This window comes from Citrobacter amalonaticus, assembly GCF_018323885.1.
Taxonomy (GTDB): domain Bacteria; phylum Pseudomonadota; class Gammaproteobacteria; order Enterobacterales; family Enterobacteriaceae; genus Citrobacter_A; species Citrobacter_A amalonaticus.
Map to the genome: position 1 here is coordinate 3,685,065 of NZ_AP024585.1, position 21,715 is coordinate 3,706,779.

A 21,715-nucleotide genomic window follows, 5' to 3' on the forward strand; every position below is an offset into this window, starting at 1 on the left:
TTCAAGCCGCACCGGTGTTGGCTTCCTTCACTCACCCCAGTCACATAGCATTTCTATGTTTCTGGGGATTCTTTCAGTCGCCGCCGTGTTGCGACTCGAATAACTCGAAGAAGCAGTATACACGGTGTCTCATCAACATAACGGGAAGAGAAAATAGCCTCTTTGAAGTAAATGTTTTTGACGCAAATCAAGCGCTTGTTATTTAAAAAATCACACAAAACGCCCTTGACCGCGCAATTCCCTTAGAGATCAATTTCCTGCCGTTTTACCTGTTGCCAGACTTCTTCCATCGTTTCCAGGTCAACACCGGTCATTTCCAGGCCGCGCGCCGCCACAATCCGTTCGACCTCACGAAAACGCCGCTCGAACTTTTCGTTGGCTTTTTGCAGAGCGGTCTCCGCTTTGGTGCCTAAATGACGGGCCATATTGACGGTGGCAAACAGCAAATCGCCCATTTCCTCTTCCAGTTTAGCCTGGTCGACAACGACCTGCCGGGCCTCGTGCATGACCTCGTCGATCTCTTCATACACCTTATCGACCACTGGTCCCAGCGTCGTCCAGTCAAAACCGACATTCGAACAGCGCTTCTGGATTTTCTGCGCCCGCATTAGCGCTGGTAAACTGCGCGGAATATCATCGAGGGCAGAATGCTGCGCTTTTTGCGCTCGTTCGCCGGTTTTGATTTGTTCCCAGCGGGCCAGCACTTCAGTGCTGTTGTTGACCTGGGCATCCGCAAAAACATGCGGGTGGCGACGCTCGAGTTTGTCACTGATGGCGGCACAAATATCATTGAAATCAAAGCGCCCTTCTTCCTGGGCTATTTGTGCGTAAAACACGACCTGAAACAGTAGATCGCCCAGCTCACCGCGCAGATCGTCAAAATCCTCACGGGAAATCGCGTCGAGCACTTCGTAGGTTTCTTCAAGGGTGTAAGGGGCGAGCGTGACGAAAGTCTGTTCGTTATCCCACGGACAGCCGGTTTTCGGGTCGCGCAGGCGTTGCATGATGCCAAGCAGGCGGTCAATTTGGGTCATTGGAACATCCTGAAAACACAGGCCCGATAAGCGAGGCGCCACCGGGCCTGGAAAGTAAAATTAATTGCCGTGCAAACGACGCGCGTCAATCACATCAGGTACCTGATTCAGCTTGCTGAGCACGCGTCCCAGCACCTGCAGGTTGTAGATTTCAATTGTCATATCGATAGTAGCAAGCTGTTGTTTGGTATCGCTACGACTGGCAACGCCGAGCACATTGACCTTCTCGTTCGCCAGAATCGTCGTGATATCACGCAATAAACCGCTGCGATCGTTGGCCTGTACGCGCACTACCAGCGAGTATCCCGCCGAATAGCTTTCACCCCACACGGCGTCCACAAGGCGTTCCGGCGCATGCGCACGCAGTTCGACCAGTTGCTCACAGTCCGCCCGATGGACGGAAATCCCGCGGCCCTGGGTAATAAACCCAACAATCTCATCGCCTGGAATCGGCTGGCAGCAACGGGCAATGTGATGCATCAAATTACCTACGCCTTCCACAACAACACGCCCATCGTCTTTACGCCGGTTCTGCGGCGCATGCGTTTTCTGCTGAAGCTGTTTCAGCGCGGCGGCGTCTTCTTCGGCGGCGCTCGGTTTGTTGAACTGCGATTGCAGGAAGTTCACCATCTGGTTCAGACGGATATCGCCCCCGCCAATCGCCGCCAGCAGTTCCTCCAGCTCGTTGAAGTTGTAGCGCGGCAGCAGATGCTTTTCCGCTTCTTTCAGGCTGATCCCTAAATGCGACAGCTCGTCATCCAGAATCTGCCGTCCGGCAAGGATGTTCTTATCGCGGTCCTGTTTACGGAACCAGGCGTGGATTTTCGAGCGCCCACGGCTGGTCGTCACATAGCCCAGATTCGGATTCAGCCAGTCGCGGCTCGGGTTCGGCTGTTTCTGGGTGATGATTTCGATCTGATCGCCCATCTGCAACTGATAGGTAAACGGCACGATGCGCCCACCGATTTTCGCCCCAATACAACGGTGCCCCACATCACTGTGAATGTGATACGCAAAGTCGAGCGGCGTAGAGCCCGCGGGCAGATCCACAACATCGCCTTTCGGCGTAAAGACGTAGACCCGATCGTCAAACACCTGACTGCGCACTTCGTCGAGCATTTCGCCAGAGTCCGCCATCTCTTCCTGCCAGGCGATCAGCTTACGCAGCCAGGCAATGCGGTCCTCATGGCCGGAACGCGCCCCGCCTGCGGCTGCGCCTTCTTTATACTTCCAGTGCGCGGCGACGCCCAGCTCAGCGTCCTCATGCATTTGTTTAGTACGAATCTGGATCTCTACCGTTTTGCCGCCGGGCCCCAACACCACGGTGTGAATCGACTGATAGCCATTCGGTTTCGGGTTGGCGACATAGTCGTCAAACTCATCCGGCAGATGGCGATAGTGCGTGTGGACAATGCCCAGCGCGGCGTAGCAGTCCTGCAAGCGCTCGGCGACGATACGCACGGCGCGCACGTCAAACAGCTCATCAAATGCCAGATGCTTTTTCTGCATTTTTCGCCAGATGCTGTAGATGTGTTTCGGGCGTCCATACACTTCCGCCTTTACGCCTTCCGTTTTCATCTCTGAGCGCAAATGACTCACGAACTCTTCAATGTAGTGCTCACGATCGATACGCCGTTCATGCAGCAGTTTGGCAATGCGTTTGTACTCGGCAGGATGCAGATAGCGGAAGCAATAATCTTCCAGCTCCCATTTCAGCTGACCGATACCTAATCGGTTCGCCAGCGGCGCATAGATGTTAGTGCACTCTTTTGCCGCCAACACGCGCTCATCTTCCGGCGCGTCTTTCACCTCGCGCAGATGGGCGATTCGTTCAGCAAGTTTGATGACCACACAGCGGAAATCGTCGACCATCGCCAGCAGCATGCGCCGCACGTTGTCGACCTGCTCGGAGGAGACGGAATCGGTATGGGTCGCTTTCAACTGGCGAATGGCCGCCATGTCACGCACGCCATGAATCAGATTGACGATAGACTTACCTACGCTTTCCTGCAGGGTATCTTCGCTAACGACATTGGCATCTGCCAGAGGGAACAGCAGCGCTGCCCGCAGCGTGTCGATATCCATACTGAGTGTCGAGAGGATTTCCACCATCTCCACGCCACGCCACAGCAGCAGTTCCGCATCCGGATGCCCCTGTGTCTGTTGCAGGCAATACGCCCAGGTTTCGGCTAAGCGTTCACATGACTGCTGGCTCGTGATCCCAAGACTTTCGATCCACTTTTTCGGGTCAAATTCCCCAGCTTTGTTTAGATGCGCACTTCTTACCGCAACCATTGTCCTCTCCTTAAGGGACGTGACCTGTCGAAGTCGACAAGTCGTGATTCATTATGAATGCTCAAACAATACCATCGATTCCAGGTGTCCCGTGTGGGGGAACATGTCAAGCATCGCCAGCCGTTGTATTTGATATCCTGCGCGTAATAACGCCTCACTATCCCGCGCCAGCGTGGCAGGATTACAGGATACATAAACAATGCGGCCAGGCTGCAATTTTATAATATGTTGCATCACGCCCGCAGCCCCTGCGCGCGCAGGGTCGAGCAAGATTTTATCAAAACCGTTTTTGGCCCACGGCTGTCGGGTAACATCCTCTTCAAGATTTTCATGAAAGAATGTCACATTGTGTAATCCATTTTGTTGTGCATTTTCGCGCCCTTTTTCCACCAGCGCAGGCACGCCTTCCACCCCGACAACGCTTGCCGCCCGGGTTGCCAACGGGAGTGTGAAATTGCCCATCCCGCAGAAGAGATCCAGCACGCGATCGCCAGGCTGTACGTCCAGCCATTCCAGCGCGCTGGCCACCATTTTCTGGTTCACCCCTGCATTGACCTGAATAAAATCACGCGGACTGAAGTTTAAGCGTAGCCCGTTTGATTCATACCAGGGCGTCTGACCAGAAACCGTTTCCAGTATCTCGCTTTGCGGTGCCAGATACAGAGACAGTCCCTTTGAATGCGAAAAGCGTTCCAGTTTTTCGTTATCCGCGCGACTTAACGGCGCGGTATGGCGCAGAATCATCAGCGTACCGCTGTCTGCCTGCACCAGTTCAACATGTCCCAGATGGCGAATTCCCTGCAGGCTGCCAAGGCATGCCCTGAGATCGGGCAGCAATGCTTCAAGTTGGGGCACCAGAATGGGGCACTGTCTGACATCAACGATGTCACTGGACGCTGACTTGCGAAATCCCATCTGGAACTGCTGGGTCTTGGGTTGGAAGTTGAGACTTAAACGTGCGCGACGGCGATAGCCCCACGGCGCATCGGCGATCACCTCGGTGACATCGTTATTCATCAGGCGTGACAGCGCGGCGCTTTTACTGCGCTGCTGCAGTTCGATACTCGCGTGCTGTTGCTGACAGCCGCCGCAAATGCCAAAGTGCGGACAGCGCGGCGTGACGCGATCCGGGCTATCATTCAAACGGCGCTTAACCTGAGCTTTCGCGTACTGTTTTTTATCTTCAGTGATCGCCACGTCCGCACTTTCCTGCGGCAACAATCCGGGGATAAACAACGTTTTTCCGTTGTGTCGCGCAACGCCCTGACCAAAAGAATCGAGGTCATTGACGGTAACGGTTATGATCTGGCGCGTCGTCACGCGCCGTTTTGCAGAGTAGAATTGCGCCATCGACGAGAATATTCTCAATTTAACAGTGTGACCCTAATTGTCCCATAACGGAACTCCATGACCAACTACAGCCTGCGCGCTCGCATGATGATTCTGATCCTGGCCCCGACCGTGCTTATCGGTTTACTGCTCAGTATCTTTTTCGTTGTGCATCGCTACCACGACTTGCAGCGTCAACTGGAAGATGCCGGTGCCAGTATCATCGAGCCTCTCGCGGTCTCTACCGAATACGGTATGAACCTGCAAAACCGCGAATCCATCGGCCAGCTCATTAGCGTTTTGCATCGCCGCCACTCAGAGATTGTGCGGGCGATTTCGGTCTACGACGAGAACAATCACCTCTTCGTCACCTCGAATTTCAATCTCAATCCGTCGGAAATGCAACTGCCTCCGGGCTCACCGTTTCCGCGCCGACTGAGCGTTGAGGGTCAGGGCGATATTTTAATCCTGCGCACGCCGATCATTTCAGAAAGCTATTCGCTTGACGAATCCCCGGCCACTGATGCAAAAAACGCGGGTAATATGTTGGGATATGTGGCGCTTGAACTCGATCTCAAGTCGGTCCGCTTACAACAGTATAAAGAAATCTTCATTTCTTCCGTCATGATGCTGTTTTGTATCGGCATTGCGCTGATCTTTGGCTGGCGTCTGATGCGCGATGTGACAGGGCCGATTCGCAACATGGTCAATACGGTTGACCGCATCCGCCGGGGGCAACTCGACAGCCGCGTGGAGGGCTTTATGCTCGGCGAGCTGGATGTGTTGAAAAACGGCATTAACTCAATGGCCATGTCGCTCGCAGCCTATCACGAAGAGATGCAGCACAATATCGATCAGGCGACCTCCGATTTGCGTGAAACGCTCGAGCAGATGGAGATCCAAAACGTCGAGCTGGATCTCGCGAAAAAGCGTGCGCAGGAAGCCGCCCGCATCAAGTCTGAATTTTTGGCCAACATGTCCCATGAGCTGCGTACCCCGCTGAACGGCGTGATCGGCTTTACGCGCCTGACGCTGAAAACCGAGCTGAATACCACCCAGCGCGACCACCTGAATACCATCGAGCGTTCGGCAAATAACCTGCTGGCAATCATCAACGACGTTCTCGATTTCTCTAAGCTGGAAGCGGGTAAACTTATTCTCGAAAGCATTCCCTTTGCCCTGCGCAATACGCTCGATGAAGTGGTGACGCTGCTGGCACATTCATCGCACGACAAAGGGCTGGAGCTGACGCTCAATATTAAGAATGACGTACCGGATAACGTGATTGGCGACCCGCTGCGTTTGCAGCAGGTCATCACTAATCTGGTCGGTAACGCGATTAAATTCACCGAGAGCGGCAACATCGACATTCTGGTGGAAAAGCGTTCGCTGAGTAACACCAAAGTGCAGATCGAAGTGCAGATCCGCGATACCGGCATCGGTATCCCCGAGCGCGACCAGTCACGCCTGTTCCAGGCTTTCCGTCAGGCCGATGCCAGTATTTCCCGTCGCCACGGCGGTACCGGACTGGGGCTGGTGATCACGCAGAAGCTGGTTAACGAGATGGGCGGCGATATCTCCTTCCACAGCCAGCCGAATCGCGGCTCAACCTTCTGGTTCCACATCAATCTCGATCTGAATCCGAATGTGATTAAGGATGGCCCGGCGACCACCTGCCTGGTGGGTAAACGTATTGCCTACATCGAGCCAAATGCCGCCGCCGCGCAGTGTACGCTGGATATTCTTAGCGAAACGCCGCTGGAGGTGATTTATAGCCCAACGTTTTCCGCACTGGCCGTTGAGCACTACGACTTTATGCTGCTTGGCGTTGCCGTCACCTTCAAAGAGCCGCTGACAATGCAGCACGAGCGGCTGATTCAGGCAACCAAAATGACCGAATTCCTGATGCTGGCGCTGCCGTGCCACGCTCAGGTGAACGCCGAGAAACTCAAACAGGACGGTGTGGCAAGTTGTCTGCTAAAACCCCTGACCTCCACGCGTCTGCTGCCCGCGCTGGTGGATTTGTGTCGTCAGAATCACCCCGAAAGCGCGCTGGTCTCAGACGAAAGCAAAATTGCCATGACGGTTATGGCGGTTGATGATAATCCAGCCAACCTGAAGCTGATTGGCGCACTGCTGGACGATCTGGTTCAACATGTTGAGCTGTGTGATAGCGGCCAACAGGCGGTCGATCGCGCGAAGCAGATGCAGTTTGATCTGATCCTGATGGATATTCAGATGCCGGACATGGATGGCATTCGGGCTTGCGAACTGATCCACCAGCTTCCTCATCAACAGCAAACCCCGGTGATCGCCGTCACCGCGCACGCGATGGCAGGCCAGAAAGAGAAATTGCTGAGTGCCGGAATGAATGACTATCTGGCAAAACCGATCGAAGAAGAGAAGTTGTTTAATCTGCTGCAACGCTACAAACCTGGCGCAAGTGTTCCGACACGCCGGCTTAGCGCTGAACCGATCGAACCGGTTTTCAACCCAAATGCCACGCTGGACTGGCAACTGGCGCTACGCCAGGCCGCCGGAAAACCCGATCTGGCACGCGATATGCTGCAAATGCTGATCGATTTTCTGCCGGAAGTGCGTAATAAAATCGAAGAGCAGTTGGTAGGGGAAAATCCACAAGGATTAATCGATTTGATTCATAAGCTGCATGGCAGTTGCGGTTATAGCGGCGTACCGCGCATGAAGAATTTGTGTCAATTGCTGGAAAGCCAGTTACGCGAAGGGACGCCAGAAGAAGATCTGGAACCCGAGTTTCTGGAACTGCTGGACGAGATGGATAACGTGGCGCGTGAAGCGCGAAAATGGCTGTTGTAGGCCGGACAGGCAGCGCGCCATCCGGCCTGTCGATCAGCGTAGCGTCTGTCCCATTTTGAGCGTCGCCGCGACGTTGCGCGCGGTCATGCGCACGTTCTCTGCGGCGTTCTTCAACGCATCGTCCAGCGTACAGATGGTATAAATCACGCTAAAGACGGCATCCAGCCCATGTTCATGGACGATGCCGACATCGGCCGTCAGGCTACCGGCAATACCGATCACCGGTTTGTGGTAGCGCTTTGCCACCTTCGCCACCCCTACCGGAACTTTACCGTGGATCGTCTGGCTATCCATGCGCCCTTCGCCGGTCACCACCAGATCGGCATCCGCAACGCATGCATCCAGTTGTAGCGCATCGGTGACTATCTCAATTCCGCGTCGCAGTTGCGCACCGCAAAACGCATACAGCGCCGCGCCCATCCCGCCTGCCGCACCGCCGCCAGCCAGTTCAAGGACATCCACCTCCAGATCGCGGGTGATAATCTGCGCATAATGCACCAGTGCTGTATCCAGACGATCGATCGTCTCTGCCGTAGCCCCTTTCTGTGGACCAAACACCGCTGACGCCCCCTCTTTACCGGTCAGCGGGTTAGTCACATCACACGCGACTTCAATACGGCATGCGGCAAGACGCGGATCCAACTGGCTGATATCGATCCGTGTAAGCGCATCGAGCGCTGCTCCGCCCTTACCAATTTCATTCTGCCGGGCATCGAGCAATTTTGCCCCCAACGCCTGCACCATGCCCGCACCGCCGTCGTTGGTCGCACTGCCGCCGAGCCCGATAATAATATGATCTACGCCAGCATCCAGCGCATGACGAATCAACTCCCCGGTTCCCCAGGAGGTTGTCTTTAATGGATCGCGTAACGCGACAGGCACCTGCTCCAGGCCGCTGGCTGCCGCCATCTCAATGAAAGCCGTGCGCTCGTCGCCGGATAAGCCGAAAAACGCGGTGACGGTTTTCCCCAGCGGACCCGTGACGTCGACATCAACAATGCGTCCCGCCGTCGCCGCCACCATGGCTTCAACCGTTCCTTCACCGCCATCAGCAACCGGAAGTTTTACATAATCCGCATCGGGCCAGATTTCACGAAAACCTTGCTCAATGGCGTTCGCCACCTCGAGAGCACTCAAACTTTCCTTATACGAGTCCGGTGCGATCACTATTTTCATAAGCCGTCCTTACGCATGTTGACTCAGCTAAGCATACACCCGGTTTACCAATAAAAAATAACCGGTCCTTTTGGGACCGGTCGACATCTTAACGAACCATGCACGGACGTTTGTTATCGAACGTCCAGTTCGGGATCAGATACTGCATCCCCATCGCGTCATCACGCGCGCCCAGACCATGCTTCTGATACAGCTCGTGAGCTTTCATTACCTGGTCCATATCCAGTTCAACGCCCAGACCCGGTTTCGCCGGTACCTGCACCATACCGCCTTTAATTTCAAACGGCGCTTTGGTCAGACGCTGGTTGCCTTCCTGCCAGATCCAGTGAGTGTCGATCGCCGTGATCTTGCCCGGTGCCGCCGCAGCCACATGGGTAAACATCGCCAACGAAATGTCAAAATGGTTATTGGAGTGTGAACCCCAGGTCAGACCGAACTCATGGCACATCTGCGCGACGCGCACAGAACCCTGCATCGTCCAGAAGTGCGGGTCAGCCAGCGGGATATCCACCGACTGTAATGACAGCGTATGGCCCATCTGACGCCAGTCGGTGGCGATCATATTGGTCGCGGTCGGCAGACCAGTGGCGCGACGGAACTCCGCCATCACCTCACGGCCCGAGAAGCCCTGCTCAGCACCACACGGATCTTCCGCGTAGGCCAGCGAACCTTTCAGGTATTTACCGATTTTGATCGCTTCATTCAGTGACCAGGCACCGTTAGGATCCAGCGTGACGCGCGCCTGTGGGAAGCGTTTTGCCAGCGCCACAATCGACTCCGCCTCTTCTTCCCCAGCCAGCACGCCGCCTTTCAGTTTGAAGTCATTGAAACCGTATTTTTCATACGCCGCTTCTGCCAGACGGACGACCGCATCGGGTGTCATCGCTTCTTCATGACGCAGACGATACCAGTCGCATTGCTCATCCGGTTGGCTCTGATACGGCAGCGGTGTGGCTTTGCGGTTACCGACGAAGAACAGATAGCCGAGCATTTCTACTTCGCTACGCTGTTGACCGTCCCCCAGCAAAGACGCCACGTTTACGCCCAGATGCTGTCCCAGCAGATCCAGCAGCGCAGCTTCAATGCCGGTGACTACGTGGATGGTGGTACGCAGGTCAAACGTTTGCAGACCGCGGCCGCCTGAGTCACGATCGGCAAAAGTATTGCGCACCGCATTCAGCACGTTTTTGTACTCACCAAGCTGTTTACCCACCACCAGCGGGATCGCGTCTTCCAGCGTCTTACGGATTTTTTCGCCACCGGGGATTTCACCCACGCCAGTATGACCGGAATTATCTTTGATAATCACAATATTACGCGTGAAGAACGGGGCATGCGCTCCGCTCAGGTTCATCAGCATACTGTCGTGGCCCGCAACCGGAATAACCTGTATTGCCGTTACAACAGGAGTAGTAAATTGTGCGTTCATTGTTGAGTCCTTATACAAGTCAGTGACGGCCGAAAACGGGACGTTTACGGTCAAAAGTCCAGCCGGGGATCAGATACTGCATCGGACCGGCGTCATTTCGCGCACCGCCTGGCAGTTTTTTGTAAGCGTCATGCGCCTTCTGCACCTGATCCCAATCCAGTTCAACACCCAGTCCAGGCGCGTGAGGGACAGCAATTTTTCCGTTTTTAATCTCAAGAGGATTTTTCGTCAGGCGGCAATCGCCCTCCTGCCAGATCCAGTGCGTGTCGATGGCGGTCGGTTTACCCGGCGCTGCCGCGCCAACGTGGGTAAACATCGCCAGTGAAATATCGAAGTGGTTGTTAGAGTGGCAGCCCCAGGTCAGCCCCCAGTCGTCGCACAACTGTGCCACACGTACCGCACCGGAAAGCGTCCAGAAATGCGGATCGGCAAGCGGGATATCGACGGCATTCAGCATCACCGCATGACCCATTTCGCGCCAGTTAGTGGCGATCATGTTCGTCGCCACCGGCAATCCCGTGGCGCGACGGAATTCGGCCATCACTTCGCGCCCGGAAAAGCCCTGCTCGGCGCCACACGGATCTTCTGCGTAAGTGAGCACATCGTTCAACCCTTTGCACAGCGTGATCGCCTCTTCAAGCAGCCAGGCACCGTTGGGATCAACGGTAATACGCGCATCCGGGAATCGCTTTTTCAGCGCGCGAGCGGTATCGATCTCTTGCTCACCTGGCAGCACGCCGCCTTTGAGTTTGAAATCTTTAAAACCGTAGCGATCCTGCGAGGCTTCCGCCAGACGCACCACGGCATCGCTGTTGAGTGCTTCCTGATGGCGCAGGTGATACCAGTCGTGGTTGCTCGGTGTGGTCTCCAGATAAGGCAGATCGGTTTTGGTTCTGTCGCCCACGTAGAAAAGATAACCCAGCACGGTCACTGCATCACGCTGCTTGCCTGGCCCTAACAGTTCGCAGACCGGCACGTTGAGCGCCTTGCCCAGCATATCAAGCAGCGCGGCTTCCAGCGCGGCCACCGCATTGACACGCAGTTCGAATGTCCAGGCACCTTTGCCAAAAGTATCAAAGTCAGCGGCCTGATTGCCTTTGTGGACCTGCTGGACCACTTTATTCAGTCGGGCCACTTCCTGACCGAGCACCATCGGAATGGCATCAACCAGCGTCTGGTAGATAACCTCTCCGCCCGGCGCTTCACCGACGCCGGTGTTCCCGGCGTTATCGGTTAGTACCACGATATTGCGGGTAAAATACGCGTTATGCGCACCGCCAATGTTGAGGAGCATACTGTCATGTCCGGCGACCGGAATGACCTTCATGTCCGTGATAACGGGGCTGGATTGTGTCGTCATGATAGTTGTCCTGCGACCGGTTTCAGTTCGATACGTTTAATATCCCCCACCAGCACCAGGTAGCTCAGTACCGCGATCAACGCATGCACGCCCACATAAATCAGCGCACCGTTGAAGGAGCCGGTCGTGCCAACGATGTAGCCAATGGCAATGGGTGTCACGATGCCAGAGATGTTGCCGAACATGTTGAACAGACCCCCGCTCAGGCCGCTGATCTCTTTCGGCGCTGTATCAGCCATCACCGCCCAGCCCAGGGCACCGATGCCCTTACCAAAGAACGCCAGCGCCATGAAACCGATGATCATCCACTCGACGTTGACGTAGTTACAGAACACCATCACCATCGACAACAACATCCCCATCACGATAGGCGTTTTACGCGCAATGTTCAGTGAGCCGGTCCGACGCATCAGCCAGTCGGAGATAATGCCGCCCAGCACCCCGCCGATAAATCCACACACCGCAGGAACCGAGGCCACAAAGCCCGCTTTCAGGATCGACATACCGCGAGCCTGTACCAGATAAACCGGGAACCAGGTGATAAAGAAGTAGGTCAGCGCGTTAATGCAGTACTGACCGATATACACACCGATCATCATGCGGGAACCCAGCAACTGCTTGACCTGTCCCCATTTCACGCTGAGCGGCACTTTGGCTTTGGTGTCTTTCTGATCCATGTTGATCAGCGCACCGCCTTCTGCAATGTATTCCAGCTCTTTCTTGTTCACGCCCGGATGCTGGTTTGGCTCGTGGATCACTTTCAGCCAGATAAAGCTGATGACAATCCCAAGGCCGCCCATAAAGAAGAACACATGCGACCAACCCACTTCGTGCGTCAGCCAGCCCATGATTGGGGCAAAAATAACGGTGGCAAAGTACTGCGCAGAGTTAAAGATTGCGACCGCCGTTCCCCTCTCCTGTGCCGGGAACCAGGCCGCGACGATGCGACTGTTGCCGGGGAAGGACGGCGCTTCCGCCAGACCGACGAGGAAGCGCAAGGTAAACAGCGCGACGATAATGCCGAATCCGCTGAAGATATCGACGAAGCCCTGTAACAGGGTAAACATGGACCAAATGAAGATGGACCAGAAGTAAACGCGTTTGGAACCAAAACGGTCCAGCAGCCAGCCGCCCGGGATCTGCCCGATAACGTAGGCCCATGAGAACGCAGAGAAAACGTAACCCATACCGACCGGATCCAGACCAATATCTTTGGCCATCTCCGAACCGGCAATGGATAAGGTGGCGCGGTCGCCATAGTTGAAGGAGGTGACGATAAACAACATCACCACTATCCAGTAGCGGGCATTGGTGCGTTTTTCCGCACCGCTCGCAGCCTGACTTAATGAACTCATTGTTGCACTCCTGAATTTTCGCGTTAGTCACGCTCACTCTGAACAGCACAACTGGTAGGGGATCAGAGGTGACGTTTCGTGTTTTTTATTGCAGCTTTTATTAGGTCGTTCACCTTGCTAACTGCATTTTTTATAACTGGCAGGAGAAGTATAAAAAGCACCCGGTTCTTGCTCACCGTGCAAGAACCCAACATTTAGGTGATGTATCACTTATGTTTATGGCAAAAGCCCAGGGTGATGGAAGCGACTTCACGGAATTGAAAACCTGTAACGGAAATCGCGTGGGACTTACGTGGAAAAGGCAGGAGTGTGAAACAGGTCGCTTGACCCTATGAAAACGCCCCTAAAAACCCTTCTATGTTGAGGGTATTTAGGGGCGTTTGCCCGAGGCTAACTCGATTCAGTATGGGTAGCATAGCATCAGGTTGTTCCCGTGCCTGGCACCATAAGAGAGCCCCTCCCGGTAGGGGGAGGGTTCACTCTCAGGATAAGAGTGTGCCCCAATGTTCAACCCAGGGATTGGATTCGCTTTCGGGCTCCGGGTGCTCACTGGCATCAATCAGCAACATTTCCCCCACGCGCTGCGCGCTTTGCTCCTGTAACAGGGCATCAAACTGTTTACCGCCATTACAGAAATTGACGTAGCTGCTGTCGCCTAACGCAATCACGCCGTAACGCAGATTTGGCTGGAAACCCAGTTGGTCTTTGATTCCCTGAAACAACGGCACAATGCTGTCAGGTAAATCGCCCTGCCCGGTCGTTGAGGTGACCACCAGCGCGATTTTATCCTGATATTTCTGCCAGTCCGTCAGTTCAGGATCTTCAAAAACAGTCGCATTGTGCCCCTGGGCCGTCAGGATCGCTTCGGCCTCTTCGGCCACCAGTAGCGCGTTACCGTACATTGTCCCGACAAAAATCCCGATTTCCGCCATGCTTAATTACTCCCTGAATGAAGAACGTATGCGTTCATCCTGACCTGCTGGCTCACTTAACTCAACCCTTTCATTATCAGGGAGAAGTCCCTGCCAGCCAAACTGTGATAGCGCCTGCATCCAGACCGTATCCAGCCCGGCATGAATCGTCAACGGTTCACCGGTAAACGGATGAGTCAGCGAAAGCTGGCTGGCATGCAGCATCAGTCGGTTGCAGCCAAAATGTTCCGCTGCACTGCGGTTCTGCCGCAAATCGCCATGCTTGCTGTCGCCAATAATCGGATGGCGCAGGTGCGCCAGATGACGTCTGAGCTGATGCTTGCGTCCCGTTTGCGGATCCAGTTCCACCAGTCCGTAACGAGTCGTCGGATAACGCCCGGTTGCCACGGGCATTTCAACGGTGGCGAGGCCATGGTAATGAGTTACCGCAGGCTGTGGGTCTTTGTTTTCGCGGGCAAACTTGTCGGCGATTTTATCCAGTTCCTCCACCAGCGGATAATCGAGTACCGCCTCTTCCATTAACCAACCACGGACAATGGCGTGATAGCGCTTATGGATCTGGTGTTGCTCAAACTGCTGCGCGAGACGGCGTCCGGCTTCACTGGATAAGCCCATCAGCAGGACGCCGGATGTTGGTCTGTCGAGGCGATGCGCGGTAAACACATGCTGACCAATCTGGTCACGCACGGTCTGCATCACCACCACTTTTTCGTCTCGATCCAGCCAGCTGCGGTGCACCAGCCAGCCGGAAGGCTTGTTGACCGCAACCAGCCATTCATCCTGATACAGAATTTCCAGCATCAGGATTTATCTTGCGCAAAAAGCGCATCCAGCGCCTGCAACGCCTCCAGCAGGATTTCGCGCTGCGGATGATCGGCGGTCAGCGCCATTTCGTAATAAGGTGCGACGGCAAACGCCTCGGGCAGCGGTTGCGCACTGTCCAGTAGCGCATGCATGCGGGGGATAAGGACCCATTGCAGCCACTCAATGGGTTCCATCGTATCCATACAAAACGGTTGGGTGCTGGTAAACAGGTGGGCTTCGGGTTCATCCATCCGCCAGTGTTGATGCTCACGCAGCAACGCTTCAAGTGCATGAAGCTGCTGACGCACACGGTCATGAGTCGTCATGAAAGTCACCTCAATGATGAAAAATCTGGCGCGAAGGATACCACCAGTAAAATGAGAAGCAAAAAAAGGGAGCACTGTAAAAACAGTGCTCCCGGTTCGTTTCGCAGCATTCCAGCTACTTTTTGTGCTCCCTGCTCATCCGTGACAACTTTTCCTCTGGTCTTGCGACCTGTTGTTCATCCTGAACATTTTGCATCCTGCTCACACCACCCCGATGTGATTACTTCATCCTGAAGCATCCTGGCCATCCTGACCCACCGACTATCCTGACCGGCTCTCGTTCTCCTTCCTGGAGGTGTCCTTTAACGCATTCCCGCGTTATCCTCTTCACTTCATCCTGAAGCCTTTCCCTGTAACACCGTCCTGGTGTGTCCTGCTGAAGTGTCATCATCCTGATGTTCACTTCGTTGTGCGACTCCCTGTCGACGTACATAGAATCGCCTTTTTCACGCCGTCTTACAAGATGCTTACAGGCAATGCCTTAAGGAAAATTTCATATGAAAGTTGACATAAAATCATTAACTCGATGATTTATTAGGTTATTAGCCATTTTTACTTCGTGATATCTTCATTTACTACCTGGCGATCTCCTACAGGGCTTGTAAGAGATCTCTCACATATTCATGAGTGAAATGGATTACAGAAGAGGATTAAGGTGCGTAAGGAAATCCGCAAGAGTAGGGGCCAGGACGGAACGATTACGGGTTCCCAGCGTTTCTTTGATCACTTCCCCCGACAGATTGCAGAGCGAAATGACCTCCAGTTCATTGTCCAGTGTGGCAATAAAAAGGGTCGGCGACAGTTTCAAACGTTTCTGCGTCACCAGATGACCAATCAGGTTCTCCTGAACCCGTCTGAAATCATCCACGCTCCAGGTTTGCAACAGCGTCAGCGTTTCGCTGCCTGACTGCGCGCGCATATCCCCGGCAAACTGCGTGGTATAAAATGCGTGAAGCGCAGGTTGTACCACAATATCGAAGGCGCGTTCAACCGCGTTTACATTCTGTTCACCTTCAAACGGCTGCGGTTGCCAGTACACAGCATCACGGGTAGTCGAGATAATGCAGGGAGAAGGCACGCCATACAGTTCTTCGCTCATCGGCCAACTGCCGTTTTTTGCATGCCATGCGTCACAGTAACGCGCCGTAAAATCCTTCAGGGCTAAAGCTGTCTGTTCGTCCACCGGTTTCTCTCTTCATAAAAGCCAGGATACACTTGGCGCATAGTGTATCTGGTTTATGACGGTGAAACATGTCTTCTTATGAAAACCATCAGGCTCTTGATGGCCTGACGCTCGGTAAATCAACGGATTACCGGGATATTTACGACCCCAGCCTGTTACAGGGCGTGCCTCGCAGTCTGAATCGCGACCCGCTGGGTCTAAAAGCTGACAGCCTGCCGTTTCACGGTGCCGATATCTGGACGCTGTATGAACTGTCATGGCTGAATGCCAGGGGATTACCACAGGTGGCGGTGGGTCATGTGGAACTGGATTACACCAGCCTCAATCTGATTGAATCCAAAAGCTTTAAGCTGTATCTGAACAGTTTTAACCAGACGCGGTTTGACTCCTGGGAAGCGGTACAACAGACGCTGGAAAACGATTTGCGCGCCTGTGCTGAAGGGAAAGTGACCGTTGCGCTATACCGTCTCGATGAGCTGGAAGGACAGCCGGTCGCGCATTTTCACGGCACCTGCATTGATGATCAGGACATTGACATCGATAACTACCAGTTCACTACCGATTATCTGCAGTCCGCCACCAGCGGTGAAAAAGTGGTAGAAGAGACGCTGGTGAGTCATCTGTTGAAATCAAACTGTCTGATCACCCATCAGCCGGACTGGGGCTCCATACAAATTCAGTATCGCGGACGCAAGATCGATCGCGAAAAACTACTCCGTTATCTGATCTCTTTCCGCCATCATAACGAGTTTCACGAGCAGTGCGTAGAACGCATTTTCAACGACCTGCTACGCTTCTGTCAGCCGGAAAAACTGAGCGTTTATGCACGCTATACGCGCCGTGGTGGTCTGGATATTAACCCATGGCGGAGCAACACCGACTTCGTTCCGGCAACCGGCAGATTAGTTCGACAGTGAATTATTTCACAATTTTGCGGGTCGGATTCCACGCGTAAGGTTGTGAAAGGTCATAAGCCAGGGCTATTGTACTCTACAGGGAATGACGTTTTGCGTCCCATAAGGAGTTTACTTGATTACACATATTAGCCCGCTTGGCTCAATGGACATGTTGTCGCAACTGGAAGTCGATATGCTTAAACGCACGGCCAGCAGCGACCTGTATCAACTGTTTCGTAACTGTTCGCTTGCCGTTTTAAACTCCGGCAGTCTGACTGACAACAGCAAAGAGCTGCTGTCCCGCTTTGAAAGTTTCGACATTAACGTGCTGCGTCGCGAACGCGGCGTGAAGCTGGAACTGATCAACCCGCCAGAAGATGCCTTCGTCGATGGCCGTATCATTCGCGCACTGCAGGCGAACTTGTTTGCCGTGCTGCGCGATATTCTGTTTGTTAACGGGCAGATTCATAACGCGGGCCGTTTCCAGCATCTGGATCTCGAAAGCTCCGTGCACATTACTAACCTGGTGTTCTCTATTTTGCGTAATGCCAGAGCGCTGCACGTGGGCGAAGCGCCAAACATGGTGGTTTGCTGGGGCGGCCACTCGATTAATGAAAACGAATACCTGTACGCCCGACGCGTCGGGACACAGTTAGGTCTGCGCGAACTGAACATCTGTACCGGTTGCGGGCCTGGCGCAATGGAAGCGCCGATGAAAGGTGCCGCGGTGGGCCATGCGCAACAGCGTTATAAAGACAGCCGTTTTATTGGGATGACTGAGCCGTCGATTATCGCCGCTGAACCACCGAACCCGCTGGTTAACGAACTGATCATTATGCCGGACATTGAAAAACGTCTGGAAGCCTTCGTGCGTATCGCCCACGGCATTATCATCTTCCCGGGCGGTGTCGGTACAGCGGAAGAGTTACTGTATCTGTTGGGGATCCTGATGAATCCGGCGAACAAAGATCAGGTTCTACCGCTCATCCTCACCGGCCCGAAAGAGAGCGCTGATTACTTCCGCGTGCTGGATGAGTTCATCGTGCATACGCTGGGAGAAGCCGCGCGCACGCATTACCGCATTATCATTGATGACGCAGCAGAAGTGGCGCGCCTGATGAAAAAAGCGATGCCGCTGGTGAAAGAGAACCGTCGTGATACCGGTGATGCCTACAGCTTCAACTGGTCGATTCGTATCACGCCGGATCTGCAAATGCCGTTCGAACCGTCCCACGAGAACATGGCCAACCTGAAGCTGTACCCTGACCAACCGGTTGAGGTACTGGCGGCAGACCTGCGTCGCGCCTTCTCCGGCATTGTAGCGGGTAACGTTAAGGAAGTGGGTATCCGCGCCATTGAAGAGTTTGGGCCATACAAAATCCACGGCGACAGTGAAATGATGCGTCGCATGGACGATCTCCTGCAAGGTTTTGTTGCGCAGCACCGTATGAAGCTGCCAGGCACCGCCTATATCCCCTGCTACGAAATTTGCGGCTGACGCGAAAAGCGTTTCATGGACCGGGAGCGGCGAATGGCCCTTCCGGTTTTTCTATAATTACCAATGAGATAATACGTTCACTTTATTAAGCCTGCTAATACATCATACAAAAAATATCGCTACGCAAACGATTACCTCGCTAATGCAACCGCGTTTTATCATCCATAATTTAAATTAGTCACCACAAACCACTATAAAGGTCGCTTTTTACAACGTAACCTCCGCATCTGTCTGGCAATCCTTTCTGTCAATATGTTGTTAATGCTAGCCTTCGCACGCGTAAATTCGCTGTGATGATTTTTTAACAGACCAATGATCCAAAAATATCCACATTAGAAGTGGATTATTGCATTTGAGATCGCGATCACTGATAGATTCATTAGTTAAATGTATCTTTCTGCCCGCAAATTACTACGGTTAAAAATTTTATAAAAATCGTCGCTGCAAGAATTTCGTTTTACGGTCAGGAACATTTTCCTGATTTTTAGCTTCCTCCAGGAGAAATAGATGGAAACCATTCAAACCAGCACAATTGCTTCGACTGAATCACGAAGCGCATGGCGCAAGACCGATACCATGTGGATGCTGGGCCTTTATGGCACGGCTATCGGTGCGGGCGTATTGTTCCTGCCAATCAACGCAGGTGTCGGTGGGATGATCCCACTGATCATCATGGCAATCCTCGCCTTCCCGATGACCTTCTTCGCCCACCGTGGTCTGACTCGCTTTGTGCTGTCCGGCAAAAATCCGGGTGAAGACATCACAGAAGTAGTTGAAGAGCACTTTGGTATCGGCGCGGGTAAACTGATTACCCTGCTGTACTTCTTCGCGATTTACCCGATTCTGTTGGTCTATAGTGTCGCGATCACCAACACGGTTGAGAGCTTCCTGACTCACCAGTTATCCATCACCCCGCCACCGCGTGCGATCCTGTCGCTGATCCTGATTGTCGGGATGATGACTATCGTTCGCTTCGGTGAGCAGATGATCGTGAAGGCAATGAGCATCCTGGTGTTCCCGTTTGTCGCTGCACTGATGCTGCTGGCACTGTACCTGATCCCACAGTGGAGCGGTGCTGCGCTGGAAACCCTGTCCTTTGATTCTGCGGCTACGACTGGCAACGGTCTGTGGATGACCCTGTGGCTGGCGATTCCGGTGATGGTGTTCTCTTTCAACCACTCTCCGATTATCTCTTCTTTCGCGGTAGCGAAGCGTGAAGAGTACGGCGACGCGGCAGAGAAAAAATGCTCGAAGATTCTGGCATTCGCTCACATCATGATGGTGCTGACGGTGATGTTCTTCGTCTTCAGTTGCGTACTGAGTCTGACTCCGGCGGATCTGGCGGCAGCGAAAGAGCAGAACATCTCGATTCTGTCTTACCTGGCAAACCACTTTAATGCGCCGATCATCGCCTGGATGGCACCGATCATCGCAATGATTGCTATCACCAAATCCTTCCTCGGCCACTACCTGGGCGCGCGTGAAGGTTTCAACGGGATGGTCATCAAATCTCTGCGTGGTAAAGGCAAGTCTATCGAAATCAACAAACTGAACCGCATCACTGCGCTGTTCATGCTGGTAACGACCTGGATTGTCGCCACCCTGAACCCGAGCATCCTCGGTATGATTGAAACCCTGGGTGGTCCAATCATCGCGATGATCCTGTTCCTGATGCCGATGTACGCAATCCAGAAAGTACCGGCAATGCGTAAATACAGCGGTCACATCAGCAACGTGTTTGTTGTCGTGATGGGTCTGATTGCTATCTCCGCGATTTTCTACTCCCTGTTCAGCTAAGTTGTTTAGCGCCGCTTTCGGGCGGCGCTTCCTCCCTGATATAACCGCAATGGATGCCCTATGATTAGCGTATTCGATATTTTCAAAATCGGCATTGGCCCTTCCAGTTCACACACCGTTGGACCAATGAAAGCTGGCAAACAATTCACGGATGATCTGATTGCCCGCCATATTCTGACGGATGTCACCCGCGTGGTGGTGGATGTGTATGGCTCCCTGTCGCTGACGGGTAAAGGCCACCACACCGATATCGCGATTATCATGGGTCTGGCGGGAAATCTGCCGGATACCGTCGACATCGACGCCATCCCGGGCTTCATCCAGGATGTGAACACCCACGGGCGACTGCTGCTGGCGAACGGTCAGCATGAAGTTGAATTCCCGGTTGATAAGTGCATGAATTTCCATGCCGATAACCTGTCTCTGCACGAGAACGGGATGCGCATTACCGCGCTGGCGGGCGATAACGTCCTCTACAGCCAGACTTATTACTCCATTGGCGGTGGTTTCATCGTTGATGAAGAACATTTCGGTTTACCGAACAGTGCGCCGGTCAACGTACCGTATCCGTACAAATCGGCTGCCGATTTGCAAAAACACTGTCAGGAAACCGGACTTTCCCTTTCCGGTCTGATGATGCAAAACGAACTGGCATTACACAGCAAAGAAGAGCTGGAACAGCACTTTGCTAACGTCTGGGAGGTAATGCGCAGCGGCATTGAGCGCGGCATCACCACCGAGGGCGTTCTGCCTGGAAAACTGCGCGTTCCCCGCCGTGCGGCTGCGCTGCGTCGTATGCTGGTGAGCAGCGACAAAACCACCACCGATCCGATGGCGGTCGTTGACTGGATCAACATGTTCGCTCTGGCGGTAAACGAAGAGAACGCCGCTGGCGGACGCGTGGTTACTGCACCGACGAACGGCGCCTGTGGTATCGTGCCAGCCGTGCTCGCCTACTACGACAAATTCATCCGCGAAGTGAACGCTAACTCGCTGGCTCGCTACATGCTGGTCGCCAGTGCGATTGGCTCACTGTACAAGATGAATGCCTCCATTTCCGGCGCGGAAGTGGGCTGTCAGGGCGAAGTCGGTGTGGCCTGCTCGATGGCGGCGGCCGGTCTGGCAGAACTGCTGGGCGGCAGTCCGATGCAGGTGTGTATTGCTGCGGAAATCGGTATGGAACACAACCTCGGTCTGACCTGCGATCCAGTTGCAGGACAGGTTCAGGTACCGTGCATTGAGCGTAACGCCATTGCATCCGTCAAGGCGGTCAACGCAGCACGTATGGCCCTGCGCCGTACCAGCGAACCTCGCGTTTGTCTCGATAAAGTCATCGAAACCATGTACGAAACCGGTAAAGACATGAACGCCAAGTACCGCGAAACCTCTCGCGGCGGCCTGGCCATGAAGATTGTCACCTGCGATTAATCGTGCACTCAGAGGCCTCATTTTGCGAGGCCTCCTCC

General features: G+C 53.9%; 16 protein-coding genes. 5 read left to right on the top strand and 11 right to left on the bottom strand.

The annotated features are described in order from the left end of the window. Window positions 1–242: 242 nt before the first annotated feature. From mazG to rlmD, 3 genes are read right to left on the bottom strand one after another with little or no spacing between them, the layout of a single operon-like run. A complete protein-coding gene (gene mazG / locus KI228_RS17490) occupies window positions 243–1,034 on the bottom strand; it encodes a nucleoside triphosphate pyrophosphohydrolase (protein WP_044264270.1) in 792 nt (263 codons plus the stop codon). A gap of 60 nt (window positions 1,035–1,094) precedes the next feature. Then, window positions 1,095–3,329 carry a GTP diphosphokinase gene (relA, locus tag KI228_RS17495; RefSeq protein WP_042999515.1) on the bottom strand — a complete coding sequence of 745 codons (2,235 nt, stop codon included), beginning with the start codon at window positions 3,327–3,329 and terminating at the stop codon, window positions 1,095–1,097. A gap of 51 nt (window positions 3,330–3,380) precedes the next feature. Beyond that, window positions 3,381–4,679 (bottom strand): 23S rRNA (uracil(1939)-C(5))-methyltransferase RlmD, encoded by a 1,299-nt coding sequence (gene rlmD, locus KI228_RS17500; RefSeq protein WP_044327279.1) that lies wholly within the window; start codon window positions 4,677–4,679, stop codon window positions 3,381–3,383. A gap of 57 nt (window positions 4,680–4,736) precedes the next feature. Here rlmD and barA point away from each other — a divergent pair, with 57 nt between their 5' ends. Further along, window positions 4,737–7,493: a two-component sensor histidine kinase BarA gene (gene barA / locus KI228_RS17505; RefSeq protein ID WP_042999513.1), complete on the top strand. Its 2,757-nt coding sequence runs from the start codon at window positions 4,737–4,739 to the stop codon at window positions 7,491–7,493. A gap of 33 nt (window positions 7,494–7,526) precedes the next feature. Here barA and KI228_RS17510 read toward each other — a convergent pair whose 3' ends face one another. From KI228_RS17510 to syd, 8 genes are all read right to left on the bottom strand, one after another. Continuing rightward, window positions 7,527–8,669 (bottom strand): glycerate kinase, encoded by a 1,143-nt coding sequence (locus KI228_RS17510; RefSeq protein ID WP_061069660.1) that lies wholly within the window; start codon window positions 8,667–8,669, stop codon window positions 7,527–7,529. An 88-nt stretch (window positions 8,670–8,757) separates the two neighbouring features. Continuing rightward, on the bottom strand, window positions 8,758–10,098 hold the full coding sequence (gene gudD, locus KI228_RS17515) for a glucarate dehydratase (RefSeq protein WP_061069659.1): 1,341 nt from the start codon (window positions 10,096–10,098) through the stop codon (window positions 8,758–8,760). Between the two features lie 19 nt (window positions 10,099–10,117). Further along, the gene (locus tag KI228_RS17520) at window positions 10,118–11,458 is read right to left on the bottom strand and encodes an enolase C-terminal domain-like protein (RefSeq protein ID WP_141227637.1); all 1,341 of its coding nucleotides are present in this window, start codon (window positions 11,456–11,458) and stop codon (window positions 10,118–10,120) included. Next, window positions 11,455–12,813, bottom strand: coding sequence for a galactarate/glucarate/glycerate transporter GudP (gudP, locus tag KI228_RS17525; RefSeq protein ID WP_042999509.1), 1,359 nt, complete (start codon window positions 12,811–12,813; stop codon window positions 11,455–11,457). The genes KI228_RS17520 and gudP overlap by 4 nt, the downstream gene beginning before the upstream one ends. Before the next feature lie 482 nt (window positions 12,814–13,295). Then, a complete protein-coding gene (locus KI228_RS17530) occupies window positions 13,296–13,745 on the bottom strand; it encodes a flavodoxin (RefSeq protein ID WP_042999508.1) in 450 nt (149 codons plus the stop codon). 6 nt (window positions 13,746–13,751) lie between these two features. Beyond that, window positions 13,752–14,546, bottom strand: a complete 795-nt coding sequence (gene truC / locus KI228_RS17535) for a tRNA pseudouridine(65) synthase TruC (RefSeq protein WP_061069657.1) — start codon at window positions 14,544–14,546, stop codon at window positions 13,752–13,754. Further along, window positions 14,546–14,875: a YqcC family protein gene (locus KI228_RS17540; RefSeq protein ID WP_042999506.1), complete on the bottom strand. Its 330-nt coding sequence runs from the start codon at window positions 14,873–14,875 to the stop codon at window positions 14,546–14,548. Before KI228_RS17540 ends, truC begins: the two co-directional genes overlap by 1 nt. Before the next feature lie 637 nt (window positions 14,876–15,512). Further along, window positions 15,513–16,058, bottom strand: a complete 546-nt coding sequence (syd, locus tag KI228_RS17545) for a SecY-interacting protein (protein ID WP_061069656.1) — start codon at window positions 16,056–16,058, stop codon at window positions 15,513–15,515. Window positions 16,059–16,126: 68 nt separating this feature from the next. Between syd and queF the strand changes: the two genes are divergently transcribed. From queF to sdaB, 4 genes are all read left to right on the top strand, one after another. After that, window positions 16,127–16,975, top strand: coding sequence for an NADPH-dependent 7-cyano-7-deazaguanine reductase QueF (gene queF / locus KI228_RS17550; protein ID WP_044264277.1), 849 nt, complete (start codon window positions 16,127–16,129; stop codon window positions 16,973–16,975). 112 nt (window positions 16,976–17,087) lie between these two features. After that, complete coding sequence (gene ppnN, locus KI228_RS17555; RefSeq protein WP_061069655.1) at window positions 17,088–18,452, top strand: nucleotide 5'-monophosphate nucleosidase PpnN; 1,365 nt, start codon at window positions 17,088–17,090, stop codon at window positions 18,450–18,452. Window positions 18,453–18,959: 507 nt separating this feature from the next. After that, entirely contained in the window at window positions 18,960–20,249 is a 1,290-nt protein-coding gene (sdaC, locus tag KI228_RS17560; protein WP_042999502.1) for an HAAAP family serine/threonine permease SdaC, read from the top strand. Between the two features lie 60 nt (window positions 20,250–20,309). Further along, the gene (sdaB, locus tag KI228_RS17565; protein ID WP_042999501.1) at window positions 20,310–21,677 is read left to right on the top strand and encodes an L-serine ammonia-lyase II; all 1,368 of its coding nucleotides are present in this window, start codon (window positions 20,310–20,312) and stop codon (window positions 21,675–21,677) included. Window positions 21,678–21,715 lie beyond the last annotated feature (38 nt).